The organism is Massilia sp. DWR3-1-1 (assembly GCF_049898325.1).
Taxonomy (GTDB): domain Bacteria; phylum Pseudomonadota; class Gammaproteobacteria; order Burkholderiales; family Burkholderiaceae_D; genus JAFCUW01.
This window is the reverse complement of the sequence record NZ_JAFCXL010000028.1, coordinates 20,861-46,834: the sequence shown is the minus strand read 5'-3', so window position 1 is coordinate 46,834 and position 25,974 is coordinate 20,861. Positions and strand designations below refer to the sequence as shown.

The 25,974-nt window shown below is 67.7% G+C and carries 22 protein-coding genes and 1 tRNA gene; 11 read left to right on the top strand and 12 right to left on the bottom strand.

Going from position 1 to position 25,974, the window contains the following annotated elements; genetic code table 11:
• Window positions 1–290: 290 nt before the first annotated feature.
• Window positions 291–1,289 (top strand): substrate-binding domain-containing protein, encoded by a 999-nt coding sequence (locus tag ACP7EY_RS21765; protein ID WP_426197352.1) that lies wholly within the window; start codon window positions 291–293, stop codon window positions 1,287–1,289.
• Between the two features lie 55 nt (window positions 1,290–1,344).
• Window positions 1,345–1,421, top strand: a tRNA-Arg gene (locus tag ACP7EY_RS21760).
• 95 nt (window positions 1,422–1,516) lie between these two features.
• On the opposite strand, the gene ACP7EY_RS21755 is transcribed toward ACP7EY_RS21760, so the two are convergent.
• Entirely contained in the window at window positions 1,517–2,419 is a 903-nt protein-coding gene (locus ACP7EY_RS21755; RefSeq protein ID WP_426197350.1) for a LysR family transcriptional regulator, read from the bottom strand.
• Between the two features lie 91 nt (window positions 2,420–2,510).
• On the opposite strand from ACP7EY_RS21755, the gene ACP7EY_RS21750 reads away from it, so the two are divergent.
• Window positions 2,511–3,677, top strand: a complete 1,167-nt coding sequence (locus tag ACP7EY_RS21750) for a mandelate racemase/muconate lactonizing enzyme family protein (RefSeq protein WP_426197348.1) — start codon at window positions 2,511–2,513, stop codon at window positions 3,675–3,677.
• Window positions 3,678–3,700: 23 nt separating this feature from the next.
• Here the strand turns inward: ACP7EY_RS21750 and ACP7EY_RS21745 are convergent, their stop codons facing one another.
• From ACP7EY_RS21745 to ACP7EY_RS21735, 3 genes are all read right to left on the bottom strand, one after another.
• Window positions 3,701–5,623 (bottom strand): hybrid sensor histidine kinase/response regulator, encoded by a 1,923-nt coding sequence (locus ACP7EY_RS21745; protein WP_426197346.1) that lies wholly within the window; start codon window positions 5,621–5,623, stop codon window positions 3,701–3,703.
• Window positions 5,623–6,198, bottom strand: coding sequence for a YfiR family protein (locus ACP7EY_RS21740; RefSeq protein ID WP_426197344.1), 576 nt, complete (start codon window positions 6,196–6,198; stop codon window positions 5,623–5,625). Before ACP7EY_RS21740 ends, ACP7EY_RS21745 begins: the two co-directional genes overlap by 1 nt.
• A 239-nt stretch (window positions 6,199–6,437) precedes the next feature.
• Window positions 6,438–6,668: a hypothetical protein gene (locus ACP7EY_RS21735; RefSeq protein WP_426197342.1), complete on the bottom strand. Its 231-nt coding sequence runs from the start codon at window positions 6,666–6,668 to the stop codon at window positions 6,438–6,440.
• Window positions 6,669–7,088: 420 nt separating this feature from the next.
• Between ACP7EY_RS21735 and ACP7EY_RS21730 the strand changes: the two genes are divergently transcribed.
• The 3 genes from ACP7EY_RS21730 to ACP7EY_RS21720 all read left to right on the top strand — a co-directional run bounded on the left by ACP7EY_RS21730 (window position 7,089) and on the right by ACP7EY_RS21720 (window position 12,165).
• Window positions 7,089–7,913, top strand: a complete 825-nt coding sequence (locus tag ACP7EY_RS21730) for a response regulator (protein ID WP_426197340.1) — start codon at window positions 7,089–7,091, stop codon at window positions 7,911–7,913.
• 156 nt (window positions 7,914–8,069) lie between these two features.
• Window positions 8,070–10,988, top strand: coding sequence for an ATP-binding protein (locus tag ACP7EY_RS21725; protein ID WP_426197338.1), 2,919 nt, complete (start codon window positions 8,070–8,072; stop codon window positions 10,986–10,988).
• Window positions 10,989–11,187: 199 nt separating this feature from the next.
• Window positions 11,188–12,165 (top strand): diguanylate cyclase domain-containing protein, encoded by a 978-nt coding sequence (locus ACP7EY_RS21720; protein ID WP_426197337.1) that lies wholly within the window; start codon window positions 11,188–11,190, stop codon window positions 12,163–12,165.
• Window positions 12,166–12,232: 67 nt separating this feature from the next.
• On the opposite strand, the gene ACP7EY_RS21715 is transcribed toward ACP7EY_RS21720, so the two are convergent.
• Entirely contained in the window at window positions 12,233–12,631 is a 399-nt protein-coding gene (locus ACP7EY_RS21715; RefSeq protein ID WP_426197335.1) for a hypothetical protein, read from the bottom strand.
• 259 nt (window positions 12,632–12,890) lie between these two features.
• On the opposite strand from ACP7EY_RS21715, the gene ACP7EY_RS21710 reads away from it, so the two are divergent.
• A complete protein-coding gene (locus ACP7EY_RS21710) occupies window positions 12,891–14,501 on the top strand; it encodes a response regulator (RefSeq protein ID WP_426197333.1) in 1,611 nt (536 codons plus the stop codon).
• Window positions 14,502–14,539: 38 nt separating this feature from the next.
• Here the strand turns inward: ACP7EY_RS21710 and ACP7EY_RS21705 are convergent, their stop codons facing one another.
• Window positions 14,540–14,995: a hemerythrin domain-containing protein gene (locus ACP7EY_RS21705; protein ID WP_426197331.1), complete on the bottom strand. Its 456-nt coding sequence runs from the start codon at window positions 14,993–14,995 to the stop codon at window positions 14,540–14,542.
• A gap of 159 nt (window positions 14,996–15,154) precedes the next feature.
• Between ACP7EY_RS21705 and ACP7EY_RS21700 the strand changes: the two genes are divergently transcribed.
• Window positions 15,155–15,904: a sensor histidine kinase gene (locus ACP7EY_RS21700; RefSeq protein WP_426197329.1), complete on the top strand. Its 750-nt coding sequence runs from the start codon at window positions 15,155–15,157 to the stop codon at window positions 15,902–15,904.
• Window positions 15,905–15,908: 4 nt separating this feature from the next.
• Here the strand turns inward: ACP7EY_RS21700 and ACP7EY_RS21695 are convergent, their stop codons facing one another.
• The 4 genes from ACP7EY_RS21695 to ACP7EY_RS21680 form a co-directional block, all read right to left on the bottom strand.
• Window positions 15,909–17,231 (bottom strand): NAD(P)/FAD-dependent oxidoreductase, encoded by a 1,323-nt coding sequence (locus ACP7EY_RS21695; protein ID WP_426197327.1) that lies wholly within the window; start codon window positions 17,229–17,231, stop codon window positions 15,909–15,911.
• Window positions 17,232–17,341: 110 nt separating this feature from the next.
• Window positions 17,342–17,938 (bottom strand): hypothetical protein, encoded by a 597-nt coding sequence (locus tag ACP7EY_RS21690; RefSeq protein ID WP_426197325.1) that lies wholly within the window; start codon window positions 17,936–17,938, stop codon window positions 17,342–17,344.
• A gap of 140 nt (window positions 17,939–18,078) precedes the next feature.
• Window positions 18,079–18,852 carry a LytR/AlgR family response regulator transcription factor gene (locus tag ACP7EY_RS21685; RefSeq protein ID WP_426197323.1) on the bottom strand — a complete coding sequence of 258 codons (774 nt, stop codon included), beginning with the start codon at window positions 18,850–18,852 and terminating at the stop codon, window positions 18,079–18,081.
• Window positions 18,849–20,105, bottom strand: coding sequence for a sensor histidine kinase (locus tag ACP7EY_RS21680; RefSeq protein WP_426197321.1), 1,257 nt, complete (start codon window positions 20,103–20,105; stop codon window positions 18,849–18,851). The genes ACP7EY_RS21685 and ACP7EY_RS21680 overlap by 4 nt, the downstream gene beginning before the upstream one ends.
• A gap of 233 nt (window positions 20,106–20,338) precedes the next feature.
• Between ACP7EY_RS21680 and ACP7EY_RS21675 the strand changes: the two genes are divergently transcribed.
• The 3 genes from ACP7EY_RS21675 (at window position 20,339) to ACP7EY_RS21665 (ending at window position 22,905) form a co-directional block, all read left to right on the top strand.
• Window positions 20,339–20,542 (top strand): hypothetical protein, encoded by a 204-nt coding sequence (locus ACP7EY_RS21675; RefSeq protein ID WP_426197319.1) that lies wholly within the window; start codon window positions 20,339–20,341, stop codon window positions 20,540–20,542.
• Window positions 20,543–20,576: 34 nt separating this feature from the next.
• On the top strand, window positions 20,577–21,839 hold the full coding sequence (locus tag ACP7EY_RS21670) for a DEAD/DEAH box helicase (protein ID WP_426197317.1): 1,263 nt from the start codon (window positions 20,577–20,579) through the stop codon (window positions 21,837–21,839).
• A gap of 79 nt (window positions 21,840–21,918) precedes the next feature.
• The gene (locus tag ACP7EY_RS21665; RefSeq protein WP_426197315.1) at window positions 21,919–22,905 is read left to right on the top strand and encodes a cation diffusion facilitator family transporter; all 987 of its coding nucleotides are present in this window, start codon (window positions 21,919–21,921) and stop codon (window positions 22,903–22,905) included.
• A 12-nt stretch (window positions 22,906–22,917) separates the two neighbouring features.
• On the opposite strand, the gene ACP7EY_RS21660 is transcribed toward ACP7EY_RS21665, so the two are convergent.
• Window positions 22,918–23,295 (bottom strand): hypothetical protein, encoded by a 378-nt coding sequence (locus ACP7EY_RS21660; protein ID WP_426197313.1) that lies wholly within the window; start codon window positions 23,293–23,295, stop codon window positions 22,918–22,920.
• Window positions 23,296–23,446: 151 nt separating this feature from the next.
• Window positions 23,447–25,942, bottom strand: a complete 2,496-nt coding sequence (locus tag ACP7EY_RS21655) for a penicillin-binding protein 1A (RefSeq protein WP_426197311.1) — start codon at window positions 25,940–25,942, stop codon at window positions 23,447–23,449.
• Between the last annotated feature and the right edge of the window lie 32 nt (window positions 25,943–25,974).

Below are 25,974 nucleotides of genomic sequence, written 5' to 3'. Positions count from 1 at the left end.
AAGCGCCGAAACGAGGGGTCGGACCCGGCGCTCGCCTCGAACCCATCGCGGGGTGGGCTTGGATGGTGCGTGCTTACGCTAATGGGCTTTCACGGTAACGGTGAAAGCGCCAAAAAAAACGGGCGGAAAATTTTTCCGCCCGATAAGGCCCTACAGGAACTGGAACGACGGATGCATGCGCCCCGACGGGCCGCCACGGTTGACCGGACCGGCGCGCCTGCGCCATGATGTGCATTGCTTGTAGTGTAATGAATTCTGTTTGCATATTCAATAGGAAAGCATCTTCATATATGTCCCTGCACTTGCGCATTGACCTGGACTGGCGCGACGGCGACGCCAGCGTCGACCTGGGCGCCCTCGCCGACCTGCTCGAGGTCGTCGCTGCCTGCGGCACGGTGCAGGCGGCGGCCGACCGCTTGCGCCTGTCCTACCGCAGCGTGTGGGGCAAGCTCGACAGTGCGGAAACCCTGCTGGGCCAGCAATTGATGGTCAAGCGCAAGGGGCACGGCAGCGAACTGAGCGACACCGGCCTGCAACTGGTCGCTGCCGTGCAAGCCTTGCGCGGCGCCGTCCGCGAGCAGGCCAACGGGCCCTTGCAAGCCGCCCAGCGCACGCTCGATCGCCTGCTGGGGCACAGCGCGGCGCCCCTGACCCTGTTTTGCAGCCACGACATCGCGCTGGCAGACTGCGTGCAGGCGGGCCTGCTCGAGCACTGGCAGATCCGCACCATGGGCTCGTACAAGGCGGTCGAGGCCATGCGCGCCGGCAGCGCCGACCTGGCCGGCTTTCACGGCGCGTATCCGCCGCGGGCGGGCGAGGCCATCGCCGATCTGGCGGCCGACCCCGCCTTCTTCGTGCGCCCCCTGATGCAGCGCGAACTGGGCTTCGTGGTGGCGCGCGGCAATCCGCTGGGCATACGGGGCGCAGCCGACCTGGCCCGCCCCGAGGTACGCCTGATCAACCGCCAGCGCCAGTCGGGCACCCGCTCGTGGCTCGACCAGCTCATCGTCGACGCCGCCATCGACCCGGCCGCGATTCGCGGCTATCGCCAGGAAGAATTCACCCACTCGGCGGTGGTGCAGGCGGTGGCCGCGGGCGCCGCCGATGTCACCTTCGCCGTGCGCGCCGCCACCGCCGGGCTGGCCGTCGATTTCCTGCCGGTGGGCCTGGAGACGTATTACCTGGCGGGGCGCGCGGCGCTGGCGGCCGACGCCCGCGTGGCGGCGCTGGGCGCCACGCTGACGGCCCGCATGGCGGCCCATCCCGGCTACCAGGGCGTGCCGGAATGACGCAGCACATTTCGACTTGGCGAAGCCACAATGTGCTGCTATAATCTTGTCTTTCGCGGCTGTAGCTCAGTTGGATAGAGTACTTGGCTACGAACCAAGGGGTCGTGGGTTCAATTCCTGCCAGCCGCACCAAAATTCGTAAAAGCAGTACCAGAAAACGCCCCGCAGCCAACGCTGCGGGGCGTTTTTCTTTGTGCGGTGCCTCAGTACCATTAGTCCTACCCCCACTACTTGACGGTCAAAGCGCCCTGCAGCTTGCCTGCCAGGAAGTCGACCAGCGCCCGTGCCCGCGCCGGCTGCCCCGTCTTGCTGGCGTAATACGCAAACAGGTCGGCCGACGGCAGCGTGAAGTCCTCGAGCAGGCGCACCAGGCGGCCGCTGGCCAGGTACTTCGCCGCGTCCCACTCGGAGCGGATCAGGATGCCGTGGCCGTCCAGCGCCCAGCCCAGCACCACGTCGCCATCGTTGCTGGCCATCGCCGCCCCGACCTTCATCACTTCGTCCTGGCCGTCGCGGGAAAAGCGCCAGACGCCGTGGGCGTCGTCATTCTGGCGGTGCACGATGCAGCGGTGGCGGGCCAGGTCGGCCAGGGTGGCGGGCACGCCGTGCCGCTCCAGGTAGCGGGGCGAGGCGCACAGGTAGCGGCGGTTGCTCATCAACAGGCGCGCGTGCAGGCGCTGGTCGGGCACGGCGCCGAAGCGCACCGCCAGGTCGACACCGTCGCCCACCAGGTCGACGGGACTGTCCGACAGGGTCAGCTCGAGCGCGATGTCGGCATGCTGGCGCGCGAACGCCGACAACAGCGGCGCGATCGTGGTGCGGCCGAAGCCCAGCGTGGCATTGACCCGCAGCAGCCCGCGCAAGGCCGCCGCCCCGCCGGAGACCGCCTCGTCCATGCGGCGCAGATCGGCCAGGATGGCCAGCGCGTGCGCCAGATAGATGTCGCCCTCGCGCGTCAGGCTCAGGGTGCGGGTGCTGCGGTTGACCAGGCGCACGCCCAGGCGCGCTTCCATCTGGGCCAGCCGGCGACTGGCGGCGGGCGGCGTCATGCCCAGCGCGCGGGCCGCCCCCGACAGGCTGTGCAGGCGCGCCAGCACGGCAAAAAAATCGAGTTCACTGGGCACGATCATGTACCTGTGCGTATAAGTGTATTGTTTTCAAGTAAAGTATAGACCTGCCCTGGCGGCGTAAGCTGGACTTTTCACATCACTGGAGCCCGCCATGCGCATCGTCGCCATCCGCGAACAGACTTTCCCCATCAGTTCACCCATCCGCAACGCCTACATCGACTTTAGCAAGATGAACCTGAGCCTGGTCGCCGTCGTCACCGACGTCATCCGCGACGGCAAGCCGGTGATCGGCTACGGCTTCAATTCGAACGGCCGCTACGGCCAGGGCATGCTCATGCGCGAGCGCTTCATTCCCCGCATCCTGGAAGCGGCGCCGGCCAGCCTGCTCAACGAGGCCGGCGACAACCTGGACCCGCACAAGATCTGGGCGACCATGTTCACCAACGAAAAGCCGGGCGGCCACGGCGAGCGCTCGGTGGCCATCGGCACCATCGACATGGCGGTGTGGGACGCGGTGGCGAAAATCGCCGGCCTGCCCCTGTTCCAGCTGCTGGCCGAGCGCTACGGCAATGGCACGCCGCAGCGCTCCGTGTTCGTGTATGCGGCCGGCGGCTATTATTATCCGAACCAGGACCACGCCAAGCTCAAGGACGAGATGCGCAGTTACCTTGACCGCGGCTACACGGTGGTCAAAAAGAAGATCGGCGGCGCCTCGCTCGACGAGGACTTGCGCCGCATCGATTCGATCCTGTCGGTGCTGCAGGACGGCCAGAAGCTGGCGGTCGACGCCAACGGCCGCTTCGACCTCGACACCGCCATCGCCTATGCCAAGGCGCTGTCGCAGTACGACCTGTTCTGGTACGAGGAAGCGGGCGACCCGCTCGATTTCGAACTGCAGGCGACCTTGCGCAATTACTACAAGAACCCCATGGCCACCGGCGAAAACCTGTTCTCGATGCAGGATGCGCGCAACCTGATCCGCCACGGCGGCATGCGCGCCGACCGCGACTACCTGCAATTTGACTGCGCCCTCAGCTACGGCCTGGTCGAATACCTGCGCACGCTCGACATGCTGCGCCAGCACGGCTGGTCGGCCCAGCGCTGCATCCCGCACGGCGGGCACCAGATGTCGCTCAATATCGCCGCCGGATTGGGGCTGGGCGGCAATGAGTCCTACCCCGACCTGTTCCAGCCCTTCGGCGGTTTTCCGGACGGCGTACAGGTCAAGAACGGCCACATCACCATGCCCGACCTGCCCGGCATCGGCTTCGAGGGCAAGGCCGATCTGTATAAAATCATGCAGTCGGTAGCGCAGTAATCAGCGGCGCCCACCGCCCGCCGTCAGGTGCGGGTGGTGCGGTGCTCGATCGCCCGGTTGCTGAGAATTTCCTCGATCTGCTCGAAGCGCACCGGCTTGACCATGTGATGGTCGAAGCCCGCCTCGAAGGCCAGCTGGCGGTCCTTCTCCTGGCCCCAGCCCGTCACCGCCACCAGCATCGTCATCGAGCCGGTGGGCAGCTTGCGGATGCCGCGCGCCAGGTCGTAGCCGGACATCTGCGGCAGGCCGATGTCGAGAAAAGCGAAGTCCGGGCAGAAGCGCGCCGCCGCCGTCAGCGCGTCGGGGCCGTTGTGGGTGATGACGACGCTGTGCCCCATCGCCGAGAGCAGCGCGCCGATGCTGTTGACGAAGTCGACGTTGTCGTCGGCCAGCAGGATGCGGTAGGTCTCGGCGCTGATGAAGGCGGCCGGCATCGACTTGGTGGGCAGTTCGGGCTCGACGACGATCGGCAGGCGCACGGTAAATTCGGTGCCGCGGCCGATGCCGGCGCTGTTCGCCTCGATGCTGCCGTGGTGCAGCTCGACCAGCCGGCGCGCCAGCGACAGCCCCACTCCCAGCCCGGCGTTGGTGCGCTCGAGCGTGGAATCGACCTGCACGAACATTTCAAACACATTGGCGATCATGTCGGGCGCGATGCCGATGCCGTTGTCGAGCACGGTGAGGATCAGCGTCTTGTCCTCGGCGCGCGCGCCCAGGCTGACGCGGCCGCCCCGGTTGGTGTACTTGGCGGCGTTGTTGAGCAGGTTCGACAGCACCTGCGCCAGCCGGGTGGCGTCGCCGTTGAGGAACACGGGCCGGTCCGGCAGGTCGATCACCAGTTCGTGGCCGTGCAGCTCGATGTAGGAACGCACCACCTCGAGGGCGTCGTTGACCACCGCCTTCAGTTCCACCCGGCCCATCTTGATGGCGAACTTGCCCGTGTTGATGCGCGAGACGTCGAGCAGGTCGTCGACCAGCCGCACCATCTGGCGCAGCTGGCGTTCCATGATGTCGGTGGCGCGCTGGGTGGCCTGGGCGTCGCCGCTGCGCAGGCGCAGGATGTCGAGCCCCGTGCGGATGGGCGCGAGCGGATTGCGCAGCTCGTGCGCCAGGGTGGCCAGGAACTCGTCCTTGCGGCGGTCGGCCGTGAGCAGGGCCTGCTCGGCGCGGTGGCGCACCTGGCCCTCGTGTTCGAGCGTCAGATTGGCTTCCTGCAGGGCGTGCGAGCGGCGGCCGATTTCGGCCAGCATGTCGTTAAAGGCCGACACCAGCACGCCGATTTCGCCCTGCTCGTCGCCCGGCACGCGCAAGGTGAAGTCGCGCTGCTCCATGACGTCGCGGGCGACGTTGGTGACGGCGATCAGGGGCCGCGTGATGCCCTGCTGCAGGCGCGAGGCCACCAGCGCGGCGATCAGCAGGGCTCCCAGCATCACCACGCCGAGGATGGCGGCGTAATTGAGCATGCGGCCCACCAGGTCGTAGCCGCTGCGCAGGTAGACGGTGCCGAGCAGTTCGCCACGGTCGACGATATTGCGCACCACCACCAGTTCGCCATGCTCGACGCGCGCCCCGGGCGCGCCCGGATGCTGCGGAAAGCGCAGCTCCTGCGACTGCTGCTGGGCGTACGAGGCGAAGCGCACGCCGGCGGCCGTGTAGACGGCGCCGGCGACGATTTGCGGGCGCACCCGCAGCACCGCCAGGTTCTCGCTGGCCGAGCGGGCGTCCGAGAACGACAGCGCGGGCGCCGTCACGGCGGCGATGATGTCGGCCTGGGTGGTCAGATCGTCGACCCAGTTCTGCTGGAAGGTGCGCAGGTCGTACAGCAGCATGGCGACGGCGGCCGCCAGCAGGGCCACGAAGGTGGTCGAGACGGCCATGATGATCAGCTTGCTGCGGACCGAGCCGTGGTCGTTCTTGCTACTGTGTCCGCTGACGGGCGTCGGCATCACGGTACTCCTTTACTGACGTGGTTGGCGACGGACAGCAGGCGCGAACTCAGTTTGATATTGCTTTTTTCGGCGGCATCGAGCGACACGTCGAAACGCACGTGTTGTTCGATGATCTTAAAATTAATGGTGCTGCCGGCCTCCAGGCCATGGCCGCACTCGCTAACCAATAGTATCGGCGCAGGCGCCCACTGGCGCAACACACGCGTGACCCGCATGCTGTCGGACCCTGCCACAAATAACAGGTGCACGGGGGCCGTATCGCCTTCGCGCACGGGCCGCACCATCACCGGGCGGCCGTTGATGGCGCGCGCGCCGACGATGTGCTGGACTTCGTGCGCCATCTCGTCGGCGCCGAGCACGCCGATGACGAGGGCGGCGCCGGCATCGCTGAAGGCATGGGCGGGAAAATCGGCATAGTCGAGGAACTTCACCAGGAAGGCCGCCTTAACGCTGCGCGCGCGCTCGTCGGTCTGGTGCGCCATGGCCGGCGCCAGCAGCGTCGCGCAGGCGAGCGCGCACACGGCGACCAGCAACTGGCGGCGGGGGCCGGCACGACGCGAGGACGCCACCATCAGCACCGCCATCCCGGCCTGGCGGCCACGCGCGCGCCGCGCAGCCCGACCACCTGCACGCGGCGGTCGGCAGCAAGGAGCAACAAGGCGAACAATGGTCGTTTCAACATGGCGGTGATCGTACGGTACGGTGGAGACGGGCCGGTGGGTACCAAGGCGCATCTAGTCCCGCGGCGCAGGGCAGGATTTACGTAATGATAACTTGCCCCGCAGACAGTTGGCGTTTCATTGGCGCGCCCCTAACTGAAACCGAACTCGGCCGCCGCCTTGGCGGCCCACAAGGCTTCCTTCTGGCTGGCGTACGGCTGCTCGTAACTGTCGAGGCCGCCATCGGCGTTTATGAAATGCAAGAACCACCCTGCCCGCTCCGTCACCAGGGCGATATCGCCCGGCGCGCAATGAGCGCGCACGGGCTCATCGGCCTCGAGCAGAACGATATTGACTTGACGATGTTTAACGACACTGACCATGGCACTGAACCGGTTGACGGACGCGGCCGACGCCCCTAAACATGGGCCAGGCACTAGCGTCGTGCCCGCTATGCGCCCCGCTTATATCTCTCATCACGAACAAAAATTGGCCAAACGTTTTGCGATGCAACAATATAGCACCTGTCTCCTCTATTCTCCTCCAAGAAAATAGATTCAGCCCGCTCCCGTAGCGGGCTTTTTTTTGCCCGCGACGGGAGCGGGCGTCAAGCAACGCGCGCGGCAGGCCCTGTGCTTGGGCGCACGACCCCGTTGCTGCACCGGTTGCTTGCCGCAGCGGCGCAGCGGCGCAGCGGCGCAGCGGCGACAGGCCAGCACGCCACTGACCCGGTACAGGCCCGGCTTTGGTGTACGATGCTCGTTTCCACGCCTTTACCTCAGTTCACCTGATCGATTTCGCCTATGTTCGACGCTGCACCGCTGACCGGCCCGGCCGGCAACCATGACTGGTCCCGAAGCGCCGTCGGCGCCGCCGACAGCTGGCCGTTGGCGTTGCGCCTGACGGTCGACATCATGTTCAATACGCCGCTGCCGCTGCTGCTGTGCTGGGGGCCGCAACGGGCGGTGCTGTTCAACCAGGCATATGCCGAACTGGCCGGTCCCGCCCACGCGGCAGCGCCCGGCGGCGCCGTCCCGGCCCTGCTGCCGGCGCCGCTGGCGGCCGCCCGCGACAGCTTCGAAGGGGCATTCGCCGGGCTCGCATCGCACCAGCCGCGCCGGCCGCTGCGCTTTGCCGTCAGCGGCGCGGTGCACGACGCCGATCTGCACTTCACCCCGGTGCGCCTGGCCGACGGCACGGTCGGTGGCGTGCTGTGCGCGGTGGCGCCGCCGACCAGCCCGGCGCTGGCCGCCGAACTGGCCACCGGCGGCGCCGCCCTGCGCATCTTGGTGGTCGAGGACAACCTCGATTCGCAATTTCTGGTCTGCGAAATGCTCAGTGCGTTCGGCCACGACAACGCCGGGGTCGGCCACGCCGAGGGGGCCCTGGAACTGCTCGCGAAGGGCGATTTCAACGTGCTGTTCACCGACGTCAGCCTGCCAGGCATGTCCGGCGTCGACCTGGCGCGGCGCGCGCGCGCACTGTATCCGGCACTGCGGGTGATCTTCGCCTCCGGCTACGGCGACGCCCTGCTGCGCCAGATCGAATTTCCCTATTTGTCGCTGCAAAAGCCCTACGAGATCGAGCAGTTGCAACAGGCGCTGGCCGACGCCGCCGCAAGCGTGTGATTGGCCGACGCCCCACTGCGCTAAAATCGCCACACTGACATCCCGCGCCTGCCCGCGCTGATCGCCGGACCCCATGATTGCGACGCACCAGATGAACTCGAACCGAGCGGCACAACGGCCCACCGCGGCGCGCACCAGCGCTGCAGCAGGCGTGCCATGATCCAGCCCGACGCACCGTCGAAGCTGGCCGCGGCGGCCGCGCGGGCCCACGGCGGCGCCGTCCGGGATGCGCCGGACGGTGTCGATTTCGAAGCGATGTTCGAGCATCTGGGCGACGGCGTGTGCGCCGTCGATGGCCAATGGAAGGTGCTCTGGCGCAACCGCGCCGCCGCCGCCATCGTCGGCGCCACCGGCGGCGATCTGTGGCGTGGTGCCGGCCTCGATGCCGCCGCCGTCCAGCGCTTCCAGGCCCGGCTGGCGGGCGCAGTCAGCACGGCGCCCGCCAGCGCCTGCTGCGAATTTCTGCATGCGGCCCTGGGCCGCTGGTTCGCGCTGCACGGCAGCCCGTACGGCGACGGCATGATCTGCCGCTTTCAGGACATCACCGCGCGCAAGGCCGAGGAACAGGCCCTGCTGGCGGCCAGCACCCGCCTGCAGGTGGCGCTGGCGGCGGGCCGGCTCGGTGACTGGCGCTGGGACGCCGCCCTGCACCAGTTGACCCTGGGTGCGCGCGCCGCCGAACTGTTCGGCCTGCCGGCAGAAACGCCGCTGGCCTGGGAACGCCTGCAGGAACGCCTGGCCCGCCAGGACCGCGCCAGCGTCGACCACGAATTCCAGCGTGCCTGCGCCAGCGGCGCCGACCTCAATATCGAATGCCGCATCGACGTGCCCGGACGCGAACTGCGCTGGGTGTCGCTGGTCGGGCGCGCCGACCTGGCCGAGCCGCGGGCCACGCCAGGCCAGCAGCGCGTGCTGGGCATGACCGGCGTGGCGCAGGACATCAGCACCCGCAAGAGCGCCGAAGACACCTTGCGCCAGAGCGAGGAAGTGCTGCGCGCGCTGGCCAATTCCGTCTCGCAGCTGGCCTGGATGGCGCAGGCCGACGGCGATATCGTCTGGTTCAACGAACGCTGGTACGAATACACGGGCACGGCGCTCGAGCGCATGTCCGGCTGGGGCTGGCAATCGGTGGTCGATCCCGATGTGCTGCCGCTGGTGCTGCAGCGCTGGCACGAATCGATCCGCACGGGCCAGCCCTTCGACATGGAATACCCGATCCGCGGCGGCGACGGCCAGTACCGCTGGTTTCTCACCCGCGTCAACCCGGTGCGCGACCGCCTCGGCCACGTGGTGCGCTGGTTCGGCACCAATACCGACGTCGACCAGGTCAAGCGCGTCCAGCAAGCCTTGCGCGAAGAATCGAATGTGCTCGAACTGCTCAACAGCACTGGCAGCGCGCTGGCCCGCCAGCGCGACCTGCGCTCGCTGCTGCAAACCGTCACCGACGCCGCCACCGGCATCAGCGGCGCCCGCTGTGGCGCGTTCTTCTATCATGGCCGCGATGGCGACGGCGCGCCGTTCACCGTCACCACCCGCGCCGGCGCCGTCTGCGAGGAACTGGCGCGCATCCCGCCGCTGGCGCCCGGCCCCGGCGCGCGCGACGCCGTGCTGCGCTCGAACGACACGACGCACGACGCCCGCTTCGCCACCCCCGACCAGCCGGACGCCGCGCCACTGACCATGCGCAGCTACCTGGCCGTGCCGGTGGTGTCGCGCTCGGGCGAACTGGTGGGCCGGCTGGTGTTCGGCCACCCGGAAGCGGGCATTTTCTCCGAGCGCACCGAGCGCATCGTCGGCGGCATCGCCGCCCAGGCCGCGGTGGCGATCGACAACACCCGCCTGTACGAGGCCGCCCAGCGCGCCGCCGAGGAGCGCAAAGAGCTGCTCGAGAGCGAACGGCTGGCGCGCGCCGAGGCCGAGCGCACCAGCAACATGAAGGATGAATTCCTGGCCACCCTGTCGCACGAACTGCGCACGCCCCTGTCGGCCATCCTGGGCTGGGCCCAGGTGCTGCGCCGGGGCACGCGCGGTCCGGACGACTTGCAGCGGGGCCTGCAAACGATCGAGCGCAACGCCCGCGCCCAGGCCCAGCTGATCGAAGATCTGCTCGACATGAGCCGCATCACCTCGGGCAAGGTGATGCTCGACATCCAGACCATCGCCCCGGCCGTGTTCATCGATGGCGCCATCGACACGCTGCGCCCGGCCGCCGAGGCGAAGAACATCCGCCTCGAAAAACATTACGCGGAGCACGTCGGCATGATTGCCGGCGACCCCGCCCGCCTGCAGCAAGTGATCTGGAACCTGCTGTCGAACGCCATCAAGTTCACTCCCCGCGACGGCCTGGTGCAGGTGCTGGTGCGGCCGGCCGGCGCGAATGTCGAAATTGCCGTGCGCGACAGCGGCGCCGGGATTGCCGCCGAATTTCTCACCCACGTGTTCGAACGCTTCCGCCAGGGCGACTCGTCGACCACCCGCCAGCACGGCGGCCTGGGCCTGGGCTTGTCGATCGTCAAGCACCTGATCGAGCAGCACGGTGGCACCGTGGCCGCCGCCAGCGAAGGCGAGCAGCAGGGCGCCTGTTTCACCGTCGCCCTGCCGGCCGCCACCCCGCAGGTGCTGGCCGCCCGCCCCGACCGCGCGCCCTACAGCCCGCCGTCCCCGCTGACCCCCGACCTCATCGCGCGCGACCTGTCGGGCATGACGGTGCTGGTGGTCGATGACGAGCCTGACGCACGCGACCTGATCAAGCGCATCCTGTCCGATTGCAATGCCCGCGTGCACACGGCGCCGAACGCCGCGGCCGCCCTCGATGCCCTGCGCAGCGACCCGCCCGACCTGCTCATCAGCGACCTTGGCATGCCCGGCATGGATGGCTTCGCCCTGCTGGCGGCCGTGCGCGCCCTGCCACCGGCCGAAGGCGGCCTGGTGCCGGCAGTGGCGCTGACCGCCTTCGCCCGCTCGGAAGACCGCTTGCGCGCGCTCGAAGCGGGCTTCGCCTCGCACATTTCCAAGCCCGTCGAGCCGTCCCAGCTGATCGCCACCGTGGCGGGGATCAAGCAGGGTCTGGCCTGAAGGCCGCGCCCAAACTGTTCCTACCCCCGTGCGGGGCACTGTCCTACAAGAAACTTAAGGGAATTTGGTACACTGGGACGGAATAAGCTGGACCGCTTCCCGAGCTAGCCTGATCCGAGGCAGCGGACGGCCTTGCCGACAGCGCAAGATGTCCGCCTGTACCGCCGCGGGACACCAGTGCGCACAGACCGAGACCCGCATGCCGAGCAGAGAAGACATCCTTAACGCAAAAATCCTGGTGGTGGACGATTCGCCCGACAATATCGAACTGATGGAAGAGATATTGCGGGCCGAAGGGTACACCTGCGTCAGCTCGACCATGCTGCCTGAACAGGTGTGCCCGCTGCATCGCCAACACAACTACGACCTGATCTTGCTGGACCTGCAAATGCCGGGATTGAACGGTTTCCAGGTCATGAAGGGCTTGAAGGAGATCGAGCACGGCGGCTACCTGCCGGTGCTGGCGCTGACGGCCCAACCCAGTTTCAAGATCGCCGCGCTCGAGGCGGGCGCGCGCGACTTCATCAGCAAGCCCTTCGACCTGCTTGAAGTGCACAAGCGCATCCACAACATGCTCGAAGTGCGCCTGCTGTACCGCGAACTGGCCCAGTACAGCCGCGCCCAGCAGGAACTGGCCCTGCATGACGCCCTGACCGGCTTGCCCAACCGGCGCCTGCTGGAAGACCGCATCGCCACCACCTTGCAACATGCCAATCGCAACCACCACAAGGCGGCGATCATGTACATCGACCTCGATGGGTTCAAGGCCATCAACGACACCTACGGCCATGCCTACGGCGACGAAGTGCTCAAGACCGTCGCCAAGCGCCTGCTCGACTGCTCGCGCAAGGAAGACACCGTGGCGCGCCTGGGCGGCGACGAGTTCATGGTGGTGCTGAGCGAAGTGAACGGCCTGGCCGATGCCCAGGGGCCGGCCGCCAAGATCGTCGAGGCGGTGTCGGAACCGATTTTCATCAACGATCTGACGCTGGGCCTGTCCACCAGCATCGGCATCAGCATCTATCCGGACGATGCCGAAACGGTCGACGCGCTGATCAGCATTGCCGATTACGCCCTGTATGAAGCCAAACGGGGCGGCAAGAACCGCTTCTGCGCCACCTCCTCGCAGCCGGTGGCCCAGGACGGCGCGGCGGTCAAGGAACCTGCGCGCAACTGACGCTGGCTGACGGGCAACAAAAAGCCGGCATGCGCCGGCTTTTTGTTGCCCGTCACATTGCAGTGGCTTACTTGGCCTTGCTGGAATTGGCCTTGATCTGGGCCGCGTGCTGGTGGTCGCGCGCGGCGTCGACCATGTCGGGCGCCACTTCGATGCGGGTGATGCCGGCATCGACAGAGATGGGATCGCTGGCCGGGAAGGTCATTTCGACGGCGTCGTCGACCAGGCTTTCGCCCGCCTGCTGCTGCGGCGTGTCCGATTCCACTTCCGCCAGGGTCTGGATGGCACAGGCCCACTTGAAGAAATTCAGATTGGCCAGTTCGGCGATGGTATTGACGCCGAAAGCCTGGCTCAGTGCGCGGGCGTCGGACGGGCTGACGCCGCGCAAGGCGCTCACGGGCGCTTCGGCCAGCTCGCGAAAGGTGTGGGTGTGAAAGGCTTCGTCGATGATCGATTGGATATGCATGGGGTGTCCTTGTCAGGGTTGCGGACCGGTCGCTCCTCGCGGGAGGACAGGACATGGACACACTATGGCATGGCCCCCGCATAGTGACTGTGCGTCAGCGTACAGTGCGCGCGCCTGCGGCGCCGCGCTACCGGCCACGGCGACGATCGGGGTGGACCAGGGGTGCGCACGGCAGCGATTCGTGCGTACTGCCGGTAATGTTTCTGATACTCTTGGTAACAAACCACCTCATTCGCCAACTTTGCCAGCGCCGGAAACCGTGTCACACAACGACAAACCCCATATCCTGGTCGTCAACGACGATGCGGGCAGCCTGCTGGCGCTGACGAGCCTGTTGGAGCAGCGGGCCGAAGCCGGCCACTACAAGGTGCTGTCGGCGCGCTCCGGCCAGGAAGCCTTGCGCCTGGTGCTGCTGCACAATGTGGCCGTGATCCTGCTCGAAGTCCATATGCCCGGCATGGACGGCTTCGAGACCGCCGAGGCGATCCACCAGCGCGCCCGCTCGGCCGACATCCCCATCATTTTCGTCAGCGCTTTCCTGCCCGACGACACCGACCGCCTGAAGGCTTACCAGCGCGGTGGCGCCGACATCCTGTTCACCCCCGTGAGTGCGCCGATCCTGCATGCCAAGGTGGCCGTGTTCGTGGCGCTGGCGCTGAAAAATACCGAGCTCAGAGAGCAGTCGCGCGCGCTCAGGCAGCGCGCGCTCGAGCTGACCGCCGCCAACTTGCGCCTGAGCGAGCAAGTGCAGGAGCGGCGCGACGCCGAACGCAAGGACGCCGCCAACGATGAATTCCTGGCCATGCTGGGCCATGAACTGCGCAACCCGCTGTCGGCGATCAGCAGCGCGGCCTCGCTGCTCGGCCTGCCGGGCGCGGGCGCCGACGGCGTGCTGCGCGCGGGCCGGATCATCGAGCGCCAGAGCCAGCACCTGTCGCGCATCGTCGACGATCTGCTCGACCTGGCGCGGGCGATGTCGGGCAAGATCGTGCTCACGCGCCAGCCGCTCGACCTGGCCGCCGTGGTCGGCGCCTGCCTCGATACCTTGCGCGCCACCGGCCGCATGGGTGCGTTCACGCCGGCGCTGCGGCTGGCGCCCTGCTGGGTCAGTGGCGACCCCATCCGTCTCGAGCAGATTGCCACCAACCTGATCGACAACGCCCTCAAATACACGCCCGCCGGCGGCACCATCGACATCGAGGTGGGCACCGACCCGGCGCAGGGCCAGGTCGTGCTGCGGGTGACCGACACGGGGGTGGGGATCGTGCCGGAACTGTTGCCCCATGTGTTCGACGTGTTCGTCCAGGGCAGTATCAGCCTGGACCGCGCGCAAGGGGGACTGGGCATCGGCCTGGCGCTGGTGCGCCGCCTGGTGGCGCTGCACGGCGGCAGCGTCAGCGCCACCAGCGCCGGCAGCGGCCGCGGCAGCGTATTTGAAATGCGCCTGCCGCAGCACCAGCCGGCGGTGCCCTCCGCGCCGCCCGGCGCGCAGCGCATCGACGCGCTGGCGTCTTCGGTATTGCTGATCGAAGACAACGATGACGGCCGCGACATGATGGCCACCCTGCTCGACGCCTACGGTGTCGTCGTGCACCAGGCCGCCGATGGCGTGCAAGGTGTGCGCATGGCGCTCGCGTGCGTGCCGGAGGTGGCGCTGGTCGACATCGGCCTGCCCGGCATCGACGGCTACGAAGTGGCGCGCCGCCTGCGCGCCCAGCCGTCCACGCACGCCATCAAGCTGATCGCCCTGACCGGCTACGGCCTGGCCGAAGACCAGCGCCGGGTGCTGGCAGCAGGTTTTGACATGCACCTGGTCAAGCCGGTCGACATCGAACGGCTGCTCGCGGCAATCCGTTCGACGCGGCGCTGAGACGGGCGATCCGCTCGTCCCGGCACGCAGAGCGTCCCTTACAGCGATGCCATCAATGCCAGCTTGCGCGCCAGCAGTTGCTCACCGAGCGCCACCAGGTCCAGCGTGGTCTTGCGGCATTTCGGGAACATCTCGTCCTCCTCTTCCGTCGCATGGTGGTCGATCTGTTCGCCCAGTACCTTGACCTTGGCATCGTACAAATCGTCCTGCGGCGCCATCGCTTCGATCTGGGCGATCAGGGCCTTGGCGCCCGCGTGCTCGACCTGCGCTTCGTCGAGCAGGTCCTGGAACGGCTTGCCCTGGGTGCGCAGGGCCGGATAGAAAATCTCCTCTTCAATCTGCGCGTGCACGGTGAGCGCCTGGCACACCTCGGTCGCCAGCTTTTTCTTGCTGACCCAGGCACGTTCGCCCAGTTCTTCGTACTTGCTGAAAAGGGCGCGCGCTTCTTCGTGGTCGGCGGTGAGCAGGGCGATGGCATCTTTTGGCTGGTTCATGGGAGTCCCGTGGCGAAATTTAAATGTGATTGTTGGTGGCTAAATGCCATTTAATTATCATCATAAAATTTCACCTGCCTGACTGTGCGCCAGCTAACACGAGCGCCACCACGGCGCGCTCTGTTGTATGATCCCGGAAACATTTTCCAAGGCCCGATCATGCGCGCACCCCCGTCCCCCCCTGCCGATGCGCCCGCCCAGCAGCCGGGTGAACCGGCGCCCGATGCGGCCGCGGGCGGCAGTGCCGGCGATGTGCGCGAGTTGCTCGGTCACATGACCGATAGCTGGGACATGCAGCGCCGCGCGCTGGCACGCCAGATGCACGACAGCCTGGGCTCGTCGATGACGGCGCTGACCATGCACCTGGCCCTGCTGACCCAGCAAATGCCGAAGGAAAAAGCCCTGCTCGATCGCAGCGCGCAGATGAAGACCTTGTTGATGACCATCATCAACACCAACCGCGACATGCAACTGGCCTTGTGGAACGACAGCCTGGAGTTTCTCGGCGTTCGCCCCGCCATCACGGAGGTGCTCGAGCGCTTCCGCGAGCGCCAGCGCCTGGTTGCCCGCCTGAGCCTGCCAGACGAGGAAGTCAGCTATCCGCGCCAGCAGGCGGCGGCGCTGATGCGGGCGCTGGAAGAAGGCTTGAGCAATATCGTCGCCCACGCCGGCGCCACCGAGGTCGACGTGATTCTCGACGACGATGGCGACCAGGTCATGCTGACGGTGCGCGACAACGGCATCGGCATCGGCGCGGCCGCCTTCAGCGGCGAGCACCACGGCCTGCGCAGCCTGCGCGAGCGCGCCCTCTACCTGGGTGGCAGCCTGGTGGTGGGACCGGCGCCGCAAGGGGCCAGCGGCACCTGCCTGACCTTCATCCTGCCACGCCAGGATGCCGGCATCGCCTGAACCGTCAGTGCAGTTTCACCAGCGGCGCGGTGCGCCGGATCAGGAAACGGGCCAGCGCCAGCAGGGCCGTGCGCACCGTGCCCAGCACGGCGCGGTGATGCATCAGGTGCAGGCTCACATACATCATGCGGGCAAACATGCCCTCGACGAACCAGTTAAAGCCCTGCAAGGCGCCCATCAGGCTGCCCACCGAGGTGGTATTGCCCACCGAGACGAGCGAGCCGTAATCGGTATACACATAGCCCTTGGCCGGCGCCGGCTGGCCCTTCGCCGCGCGCACGAAGCAGTCGAGCAGGTAGGCGGCCTGCTGGTGCGCCGCCTGCGCCCGTGGCGGCACGCTGGCGCCTTTCGCATCGATGCAGGCGGCGCAGTCGCCCATGGCGTAGATGCCGGGCACCCCCTTGACCTGCAGGCGCTCGTCCACCTCGATCTGGCCGCCCCGCCCTGTCGGTAAGCCCAGCGCCGAGAGCCATTCGGGCGCGCGGATGCCGGCCGCCCACACGCACAGGTCGGCCGGGTAGCGGTTGCCGGCGGCGTCGAGCACGTGGTCCGCTTCGATGGCGGTGACGCGGCAGTTGGTGACGACCTTGATGGCGCGCTCGTGCAGCAGGCCCAGCGCCGCGTTCGAGACTTTTTCGGGCAGCGGCGAGAGGATGCGGGGCGCCCCTTCCAGCAAGGTCAGGTGGACGTCGCGCAAGGCGTCGAGGCGCTCGAAGCCGTAGCTGGCGTACGCGCTGCTGGCCTCGCGCAACTCGGCGGCCAGTTCGACGCCGGTGGCGCCGCCGCCGATGATGACGATGTCGACGCCGCCGCCCTCGCCCTTGGCCAGCTCGGGCGCGGCCGCCTTGCCGCTACGGCTCTGGTCGGCAATGGTCATCAGGCGCAGCAGCTTGAGGCGAAAGCGCTCGGCGTCTTCGGTGGCGTTGAGCGAAATGGTGTTCTCGGCGGCGCCCGGCACCCCAAAATAATTCGAGGTGCTGCCGACGGCGAGCACCAGTTTGCTGAACTCGACGGTGCGCGCCGGCAGCACTTCCTCGCCGCCGCTGCCGACGGCGGCGACGTCGATGCGGCGCGCGGCCGTATCGAGCCCCGTCATGGCGCCGTACACGAACGTGAAGCCGTTGTCGTGTGCCAGCATCTGGTAGGACAGGCCTTCCTGGTGGATATCGAGGGTGCCGGCGGCCACTTCGTGCAGGGACGGCTTCCAGATATGGTAGAGCCGGCTGTCGACCAGCGCCACCTTGCTCGGCCCCAGCTTGCGTCCCAGTTTGCAGGCCAGCTCCAGCCCGCCCGCCCCGCCACCGACCACCACGATTTCGCTACGCACTCAGTTCTCCTTGTCACGCGGCGACGACACCGCGGGCTTTCGCTCCAGCATTAAAAAATGGCGTGTCGATGTTATCGAACACGCCATTAGTCTACACGCTGGCAGGCAGCTTACCTGCCGTGCCCGTTGCCGTTGCCGTGGCCGTTGCCGTTGCCGTGGTTATCGCCGCGGTCGTGGCCGCCACGGCCGTGGCCGCCGCCGTGCTCGCCGCGGTCACCGCGGTGATCATCGCGCCCGGGGCCACGGTCGGGACCACGCTCGGGGCCCCGCTGCATGTCGCGGTGGCCTTCGCGATGAGGCTCCCGATAGAACTGTTCACGCACCGCGGGGCGGCCACCGTAATGGCCATCGCGGTAGCGCGGCGCATAGGTGTTCTGGTACCAGCTGTCCTGCACAAAATACACCTGGCGCCCGCAGGCGTTGTAGCGGTTGCAGTGCCGCGACCAATGGCGGCGATGGCCTTCCGGCACCCGCAGGTAGACCGGCGCGCCCGAGTACCTGCGCTCGATCACCACCGGGCGCGGCGAGTACAGCACGGGCGGCGGGTAGCCGCCCACGTTGAGCTGGCCATAAAAGCCCGGCTGGCCGATGTTGATGCTGACCTGGGCGGCGGCCGGGGCCGCGATGCCGACGCCAAGGGCGACAGTGGCGATGGTGACGGCTGCTTGGGCGGCGCGGCGCAGGCGCGCCAGGCGGGAAGTGTTCATGGTGGTCCTTTGAAATGGTGGCACAGGTGTGCTGTCACGATGGGGCTACTCTAGCAGAGCGCCCGGCGCTGTCTGTACGCTGGAGTACCATTCTTACCAGACTTACATGTGGTAACACGGCCGGCGCACCCCGGCCCGCCTCACATCGAGCGAAACAGCGCCATGAAGGGCTGGCTGACGGCCAGCGTTTCCGGCCGCGTCTTCAGTTTCAGTACGCCCCGTCCCGTCTCGTCGCGACTGATGGCGGCAATCGCCTTCAGGTTGACGATGGTGGAGCGGTGGATCTGCTTGAAGATGTCCGGGTCGAGCACCTCGAGCAGTTCGCGGATCGGTTTGCGCAGCAGCGCTTCGCCGGCCGCCGTCATCACCACCGTGTACTTCGAATCGGACTGGAAGTAGGCGATATCGTCGACCATGATCAGCCGCGTTTCGCTGCCGGCGCTGGCGGTGAGCCACACCAGCGGCGGCGGTTTCGGCGCGGCGGGCGCCGCGCCCAGCTGGCGCAGCAGCGCCGCCAGCCGGGCCGCGTCGGGCGCGGCGCCCGCGCGCCGCTGCAGGCGCTGCACGGTGGCGGCCAGGCGCTCGGCGCTGACCGGCTTTTGCAGGTAATCGACGGCGCCCCGCTCGAAGGCGTCGATGGCGTACTGGTCGTAGGCGGTGACGAACACCACTTCGGTGCGCGGGCTGCACGAGGCCAGCGCCGCCGCCACCTCGAGCCCCGTCAGGCCGGGCATGCGAATGTCGAGAAAGGCCACATCGGGCTGGTGCGCGGCGATCGCCTCGAGCGCGGCGCCGCCGTCCTCGCAGGCGGCGACGATGTCGAGCCCAGGCCAGGCGCGCATCAACTGCTGCACCAGCTCATCGCGCAGCAGCGCTTCGTCTTCGGCGACGACACAGGTGGCGCGCCCCATCATGGCGCCACCCCCGGCACGCTGATGGTGGCGGCCACGCCGGCGGGAAAATTGGCAACAATATTGAACGTCGCGCCGGCGCCGTAGGCCAGGCGCAGGCGCTCGCGCACATTGCGCAGGCCGATGCCGGTGCCGCCGCCTTCGCTGGAGAAGCCGCGGCCGTCGTCGGCCACCGTCACCGCCACGCCGCCGAAGGGCATCAGCGCATCGCCCGGCAGCTGGCGCGCCAGGATCCAGACGGTGCCGCCGCCGCTTTGCGGCTCGAGACCGTGCTTGATGGCGTTTTCCACCAGCGTCTGCAGCATCATCGGCGGAAACGCCAGCTGGCGCAGCGGGGCCGGCACGTCGACCTGCAACTGCAACCGGCTACCCATGCGGATTTTCAGGATGTCGAGGTAGGCGTGGGCGCGCTCGAGTTCCACCCCCAGCGTCGACAGGTCGTCGCCGGTGCGCGGCAGCGAGTGGCGCAGGTAGGTGATCAGGTTGCCCAGCATGGCGTCGGCGCGGGCCGGGTCGCTGCGGGTGAGGATCTGCGCGCTGGCCAGGGTGTTGTAGAGGAAGTGCGGCTCGACCTGGGCGTGCAGCAGCGACAGCTTGGCCACCGTCAGCGCCTTCTCGGTGGCCGACTCGGCCGCCGACAGGTTTTCCGTGCGGCGCCGCTCGGCCACGCGGCGGGCAATCGCCCGCGACAGCGCCTCGGCCGTTTCCAGGTTGGTGCCGTAGTCGATGAACAGCCAGTCGGTCCAGGCGGCCCGCTCCGGCTCGCAAATGAGCATCACGCTGCCGGCGTCGCCGTTCGGCGTGACCGTCATCGACACCTGGTTGCGCAGGCTGTGCAAGTTGGTGATCCAGCGCCACGACACCGAGTCGCCCGGATAGGGATTGACGCGGGTGATGCGCACCCGGCTTTGCAGGCTGTCGCGCGCCGATTCGACGGCGCGCACGCCGGGCAGCTCGCGCATGGCCGCGTCGACCAGGTCGAACGCCTCGCCCGCTTCGAGCGGCAGTTCGACCTGGCGCCGCTGGCGCCGCGACAGCGCGGACGCGGTGACGTGGCCGGCGATCAGGCGCACCCGGTTGACGTGCGAAAAGGCGCCCGTGATGGTGACGACGACGAGCAAGGCCCCCATCGCGACGATAAAGCCATCGGAGCCGTTGTGCCTGAAAACCACTTCGTGCGTGAAGATGGCAAGCGGCAGGTACAGCAAGAACCAGGCGACGCTCAGGCGGGCAATGAAAAACAGGCTGGCAAACATGGTGAACCCCTGGGTGATTGAAGATGGCGCCACCGTAGCAAGTGCCGGGCGGGGGCCGTGCCCGTTTCCGACGAAACGGGCATCAGGCCGACGAAACGGGGAAAAGCGGGGCAGAGAATCACGCGAAGCGATAATGATATGCAACAATTAACCCGGGAGCAAGGCCCTGGCGCGGCGCGCGCCACCCGATCGGGCGCGCCCGTATGATGGTATTTTGCGCACCGGAGTCCATCATGGCAGCCGCCGCTCGCCCAATTCGTCCGATTCGCCGCGCCGGCCGGCCCTTGCACCGGCTGGCGCGTGGCGCCCTGATCGCCGCCGCCCTGCTCGCCGGCCTGGCCGGCTGCCGCGAAAAACACGATCCGCTCAAGCCCACCGTGGGCGCGGCGCCGGCCGTATCGGCGGCCGACTCCCCTGCCGGCCCGAACAAGAGGTAAACTGCAGCCTGTTCATTGTTACGTCAGGTTGTCCATGTCGTTTGCTTCTCTCGGTTTGATCGATCCCCTGCTGCGCACCCTCGAGGCGCTCGGCTACCACAACCCGACGCCCGTGCAGGCCAAGGCGATTCCGGCCGTGCTGGCCGCGCGCGACGTGTTCGCCGCCGCCCAGACGGGCACGGGCAAGACGGCCGCCTTCGCCCTGCCGATTTTGCAGATGCTGACCCTGGCCGGCCAGGTCAGCCCGAACTGCGTGCGCGCGCTGGTGCTGGTGCCCACGCGCGAACTGGCCGAGCAGGTGCACGAGAGTTTCCGCAGCTACGGCGGCCAGCTGCCGCTGCGCACCGCGGTCGCGTACGGCGGGGTCAGCATCAACCCGCAGATGATGAAGCTGCGCAAGGGCCTCGACGTGCTGGTGGCGACCCCGGGCCGCCTGCTCGACCTGCAGCGCCAGAACGCCGTCAGATTCGACGAAGTGGCCACCCTGGTGCTCGACGAGGCGGACCGCATGCTCGACCTGGGCTTTGCGCGCGAGCTCGACGCCGTGTTCGCGGCGCTGCCGGCGCGCCGGCGCACGCTGCTGTTTTCCGCCACGTTTTCCGAGCCGATCCGGGCCATGGCGGCCAAGCTGCTGGCCGACCCCGTGCAGATCGAGGTGAGCGCCCCCAACACCACCGTCAAGGCGATCACGCAGTCGCTGGTGCCGGTCGACAAAAAGCGCAAGCCCGAGCTGTTCATGCACCTGCTCAACAAGCACCGCTGGGGCCAGGTGCTGGTGTTCGTCAAGACCCGCAAAGGCGTCGACCAGCTGGTGGCGACGCTCGAAGCGCACGGCATCGCCGCCGATTCGATCCACGGCGACAAGCCGCAGCCGGCCCGCCTGCGCGCGCTGAACCGCTTCAAGGCGGGCGAAGCGCGCATCCTGGTGGCCACCGACGTCGCCGCGCGCGGCCTCGACATCGACGACTTGCCGCTGGTGGTCAATTTCGACCTGCCCATCGTGGCCGAGGATTACGTCCACCGCACCGGCCGCACGGGCCGCGCCGGCGCCTCCGGCGAAGCGGTGTCGCTGGTGTGCGCCGACGAGGTGGTGCAACTGGCCGCCATCGAAGTGCTGACGGGGCAGACCTTGCGCCGGATCGACGAAGCCGGCTTCGAGCCCGAGCACCGGGTGCCGCTCACCGACACCCGCGGCGAGATCGTCAAAAAGCCAAAAAAGCCGAAAAAGCCCAAGACCGCCGCCAACGCGCCCGTCGTCCAGGAAGACGTGCGCTTTCGCGGCGCCAGGCCCAAATAAGCGGGCGCGGCGCTGGCGTGCTACCGGATTTGCCGCCGCTGCCTATACTTGCGCTTTTCGCAAGCGCTCAGGACCGGCAATGACATTCGCAACACCCGACGCCGACGCCCCCGACCGGCACGACAAGGCCGCCGCCACCCGCAAGGTCATCTATGCCGCCGTCGCCGCCAACCTGGGCATCGCGGTGGCCAAGTTCATCGCCGCCGCCGTCACCGGCAGCGCCGCCATGATGGCCGAGGGGATCCACTCGGCGGTCGACACGGGCAACGAGTTGCTGCTGCTGATCGGCGAAAAGCGCAGCAGCCGGCCGGCCGACGCCAGGCACCCTTTCGGCTACGGCAAATCGATTTATTTCTGGGCCCTGGTGGTGGCCCTGTCCGTCTTTTCGCTGGGGGGAGGACTGTCGATCAACCACGGCGTGCACGGCCTGATGGCGCCGGAACCGCTGCAAGACCCGTTCTGGAGCTACCTGGTGCTGGCGGTGGCCTTCGTGTTCGAGGGTTACAGCTGGAATGTGTCCCGCCTGAGCCTGAACAGCTTGCGCAAGCCGGGCAGCAGTCTGTGGCAGGCGGTACGCGCCAGCAAGGACGCCTCCGTGTTCACCGTCTTCATCGAAGACAGCGCGGCCCTGTTGGGCGTGCTGGTGGCAGCGGCCGGCATCGGCCTGGCCCAGTGGACGGGAGAGGCGCGCTGGGATCCGGCCGCCTCGGTGGTGATCGGCCTGCTGCTGATCGGCGCCGCCTTCACCCTGGCGCGCGAGACCGGCGCCCTGCTGGTGGGCGAAGGCATGGGCAAGGAGGCCGCCGCCGCCCTGCGCGCGGTGATCAACGCCGACCCGGCCATCGAACAGGTGGGGCGACTGGCCAGCATGCAGATGGGGCCCAGCGACATCCTGCTGACGGCGGCCGTGCAGTTCAAGCGCGGCATGACGATCGACCAGGTGGAACAGGCCATCGACCGGCTCGAGCGCGCCGTCAACGCCCACAACGGGGCGATCCACACGATCTATTTCGAGTCGTCGGCGCTGCGCTCATCGTGGAAAGGCGGGGCGCTGCCCGGCGCCTGAACGCCAGCCGGCTCAGGCCTGGCGGCTGGCCGGCAGGGCGCCGAAGGCGGGCGAGCGGCTGCCCAACTCGCGCACCACCGCCTGCGCCAGGGTGGCGCCGTGCGCCTTCAGGATGGTGCTTTCGATCGGCGCGTCGTAGCCGAGCGCGCGGAACAGCTGCGCTTCGGCGATCTCACCGACCTTGACGGCGGCGTGCACGTTCGGCCCGACCGGCGTCGGCGCACCGACAAAGCGCAGGCGGAATTTTTTATCGAGCACGAAGGTGCCGCCTACCAGGGCGTCGACGCCGACGTCGTAGATCACCTTGTCGATCACGGCGACCGCCCGCTCCGCCACCAGCGACTGGTACTTCGGTTTGCGGCTGAATAATTGGGACAGCAGGGCCATCATGACTCCGTTAAGATGCGCGAAATTTCAATTCGAACAACTTTAACCCACCCAAGAGATGATGCCCAAGAAAAACTTAAATTCCCAAATGATTCAAGCGGCCACCGTTGTTTCCAAGTCACGGCGTCCGATCTGACAATCGACGACGCGCCCCTCAGTTATTCGGCTCGGGCTGCGCCTGCTGCGGGGCGTCCTGGCGGAACTGCCGTTCGATCTGCTGGCGCTCGTACTGCTGCTGGCGCTCCTCGCGGATCTGGCGGTCCACTTCGGCGTCGCGCTCGCGCACCGCGCGGTCGTCGCGCCGCTCGGGCACCGGCTCGAACTCGTCGATGACGGGGCCGGCCGGCATCTCCGGCGCCGGCGCCACGCCATCCTGCTGCATGTCGCCGCCCTCTTCCATGACTTCCTCGACCTCCGGGCGCGGTGTGGCGCTGCGCGGCGGCGCGTTGGGGAACTGCGCGGCGGCGTCGATCTTGCCGGCGTCGAGGGCGTTCTTGAAAAAGTCGCCCACCAGCAGCAAGGCGTTGTGGCCGCCCTGTCCCCAGTAGCTGCTGCGCATGGCCACGCGGTTGTCATTGAAACCCACCCAGGCGCCGGCCACCAGGTTCGGGTGCATCAGGATGAACCAGCCATCGGTATTGTTCTGGGTGGTGCCGGTCTTGCCGGCGACGTCGGCAAGAATGCCGAAGCGGTTGCGGATGGCGGTGCCGGTGCCCCGGTTGACGACGCCACGCAGCATGTCGATCAGGGTGACGGCGCCCGCCTGCGACATGGCGCGGACAGGCGCCGTCACGGCGAAGCGCGCCACTTCCTTGCCGTCGCGGTCGGTGATGTGGGTGACGAACATGGGTTTGCGGTACTCGCCCTGGGCGGCGATGGTGGCGTAGGCATTGACCATTTCCAGCAAGGTCACGGGACTGGTGCCCAGCGCCAGCGAGGGCACCGCCTGCAGCTTGCTCTGGTTCACGCCCAGTGCCTTGGCCAGGCTGACGATGCCGGGCAGGCCCACATCCTGCATCACTTGCGCGGTGATGGTGTTTTTCGAGAACACCAGGCCGTCGCGCATGGTCATGGTGTTGCCGGTGGTGCCGCTCATGTCGGTGGGGCGCCAGATGGTGCCGTCGCCCGCCTTGATGTTGGTGACGGCGTCGCGGTAGGGGTGATCGGGCAGCAGCCCTTTTTCCAGCGCCGCGCCGTAGACGATGGGCTTGAAGGTCGATCCCGGCTGGCGCGCCGCCTTGACCACGTGGTCGAACTGGTCGCGCTGGAAGTCGCGGCTGCCGACCCAGGCGCGCACGGCGCCGCTGGCCGGATCGAGCGCGACGAAGCCCGCTTCCAGGCGCGACTTGACGGCGTGCAGGCTGGCGATGAAGGCGCGGTCACCCTTCAGGCGCGCCAGCGCGGCGGCGGCCCCTTCGCCGCCCTCGACCGCCTTGCGGTACTCGCCCGTTTCGCGCACGAAGGCGTCGCCCAGTGCCGGGTGCGACTGCCAGAAATACTGAAACGGCCTGACCGACGCGCGCACCGCGGTGTAGGCGCCGACATTGGTCGCCCCGCTCACCCCCGCCTGGCTCCATTCGACGTCGGCCACCGCCTGCAAGGCATTGGCCTGGCGTTCGACGGCAGACACCGCCGCCTGCTGCAGGGCGAAGTCGAGCGTGGTGTGCACCACCAGGCCATCGAGCTGCAGGTTGTAGTCGTTCTCGTCGGCCCAGTCGATCAGCCACTTGCGCACGTAGGCGGTGAAGTGGCTGTCGGTGCCGGGGCGCTCGGCCTGGCGGCTGAAATGCACGCGCAAGGGGCGCCTGGCGAGCTGCCTGAAGCGCGCCTCGGTGATGTGGCCGGCCTTGACCATCTGCCCCAGCACCACGTTGCGGCGCTCGACCGACCGCTGCGGATTGGTGACGGGATTGTAGTAATTGGTCCCCTTGAGCATGCCCACCAGCGTGGCCGACTCGAGAATGTCGAGCTGGGCGGCGTTCTTGTCGAAGTAGGTGCGCGCCGCCATCTCGATGCCGAAGGTGTTGTACAGGAAGGGCACCGTGTTCAGGTAGGCCTCGAGAATTTCATCCTTGCTGTAGGTCGCCTCGATCTTCAGGGCGGTGATGAGCTCCTTGAGTTTGCGGTTCAGATTGCGCGAGCGGCCGATCTCCTCGGGGAACATATTGCGCGCCAGCTGCTGGGTGATGGTCGAGCCGCCCTGGGCGTCGCCGCGCAGGCTGTAGACGATGGCGCCGGCGGTGCGCTTGAAGTCGATGCCATGGTGGTCGCGAAAGCGCTTGTCTTCCGTGTCGATCAGGGCGTTGATGACGTTGGGCGAAATCTGCGCCAGTTTCACGCGCTCCTGCAGGCCCTGGTCGAAACTGGCCAGCTCGCGCCCGTCGGCCGACACCATCACCGAGGCGCGCGCGGCACGCGCCTGCTTCAGGTCGCGGATGCCGGGGGTGACGGGAATAAGGATCAGCACGTACACCAGCAACAGCACCAGCAGTGCCAGCAGCGCCCACAGGGCCACCAGCACCACGCGCGCCCACGGCGGCTGGCGCGACAGGGTGTGCCGGGCGTGCGCGTAGCGCAGTTGCGCGAGGCCGCGGGCGCCGTCGAAGGCCTTGAGCAGGCGCACTTGCAGGCGCTTCCAGAATTCGTTCACGGTTGTTCGTTCACTGTAGGTGGTCCAATAGT

Excerpts from the sequence above, each read along its gene's own strand:
- ACP7EY_RS21765 (WP_426197352.1), top strand. The coding sequence starts at position 291 with ATGTCCCTGCACTTGCGCATTGACCTGGACTGGCGCGACGGCGACGCC.
- ACP7EY_RS21755 (WP_426197350.1), bottom strand. The coding sequence starts at position 2,419 with ATGATCGTGCCCAGTGAACTCGATTTTTTTGCCGTGCTGGCGCGCCTG.
- ACP7EY_RS21750 (WP_426197348.1), top strand. The coding sequence starts at position 2,511 with ATGCGCATCGTCGCCATCCGCGAACAGACTTTCCCCATCAGTTCACCC.
- ACP7EY_RS21745 (WP_426197346.1), bottom strand. The coding sequence starts at position 5,623 with ATGCCGACGCCCGTCAGCGGACACAGTAGCAAGAACGACCACGGCTCG.
- ACP7EY_RS21740 (WP_426197344.1), bottom strand. The coding sequence starts at position 6,198 with ATGGTGGCGTCCTCGCGTCGTGCCGGCCCCCGCCGCCAGTTGCTGGTC.
- ACP7EY_RS21735 (WP_426197342.1), bottom strand. The coding sequence starts at position 6,668 with ATGGTCAGTGTCGTTAAACATCGTCAAGTCAATATCGTTCTGCTCGAG.
- ACP7EY_RS21730 (WP_426197340.1), top strand. The coding sequence starts at position 7,089 with ATGTTCGACGCTGCACCGCTGACCGGCCCGGCCGGCAACCATGACTGG.
- ACP7EY_RS21725 (WP_426197338.1), top strand. The coding sequence starts at position 8,070 with ATGATCCAGCCCGACGCACCGTCGAAGCTGGCCGCGGCGGCCGCGCGG.
- ACP7EY_RS21720 (WP_426197337.1), top strand. The coding sequence starts at position 11,188 with ATGCCGAGCAGAGAAGACATCCTTAACGCAAAAATCCTGGTGGTGGAC.
- ACP7EY_RS21715 (WP_426197335.1), bottom strand. The coding sequence starts at position 12,631 with ATGCATATCCAATCGATCATCGACGAAGCCTTTCACACCCACACCTTT.
- ACP7EY_RS21705 (WP_426197331.1), bottom strand. The coding sequence starts at position 14,995 with ATGAACCAGCCAAAAGATGCCATCGCCCTGCTCACCGCCGACCACGAA.
- ACP7EY_RS21700 (WP_426197329.1), top strand. The coding sequence starts at position 15,155 with ATGCGCGCACCCCCGTCCCCCCCTGCCGATGCGCCCGCCCAGCAGCCG.
- ACP7EY_RS21690 (WP_426197325.1), bottom strand. The coding sequence starts at position 17,938 with ATGAACACTTCCCGCCTGGCGCGCCTGCGCCGCGCCGCCCAAGCAGCC.
- ACP7EY_RS21685 (WP_426197323.1), bottom strand. The coding sequence starts at position 18,852 with ATGATGGGGCGCGCCACCTGTGTCGTCGCCGAAGACGAAGCGCTGCTG.
- ACP7EY_RS21680 (WP_426197321.1), bottom strand. The coding sequence starts at position 20,105 with ATGTTTGCCAGCCTGTTTTTCATTGCCCGCCTGAGCGTCGCCTGGTTC.
- ACP7EY_RS21675 (WP_426197319.1), top strand. The coding sequence starts at position 20,339 with ATGGCAGCCGCCGCTCGCCCAATTCGTCCGATTCGCCGCGCCGGCCGG.
- ACP7EY_RS21670 (WP_426197317.1), top strand. The coding sequence starts at position 20,577 with ATGTCGTTTGCTTCTCTCGGTTTGATCGATCCCCTGCTGCGCACCCTC.
- ACP7EY_RS21665 (WP_426197315.1), top strand. The coding sequence starts at position 21,919 with ATGACATTCGCAACACCCGACGCCGACGCCCCCGACCGGCACGACAAG.
- ACP7EY_RS21660 (WP_426197313.1), bottom strand. The coding sequence starts at position 23,295 with ATGATGGCCCTGCTGTCCCAATTATTCAGCCGCAAACCGAAGTACCAG.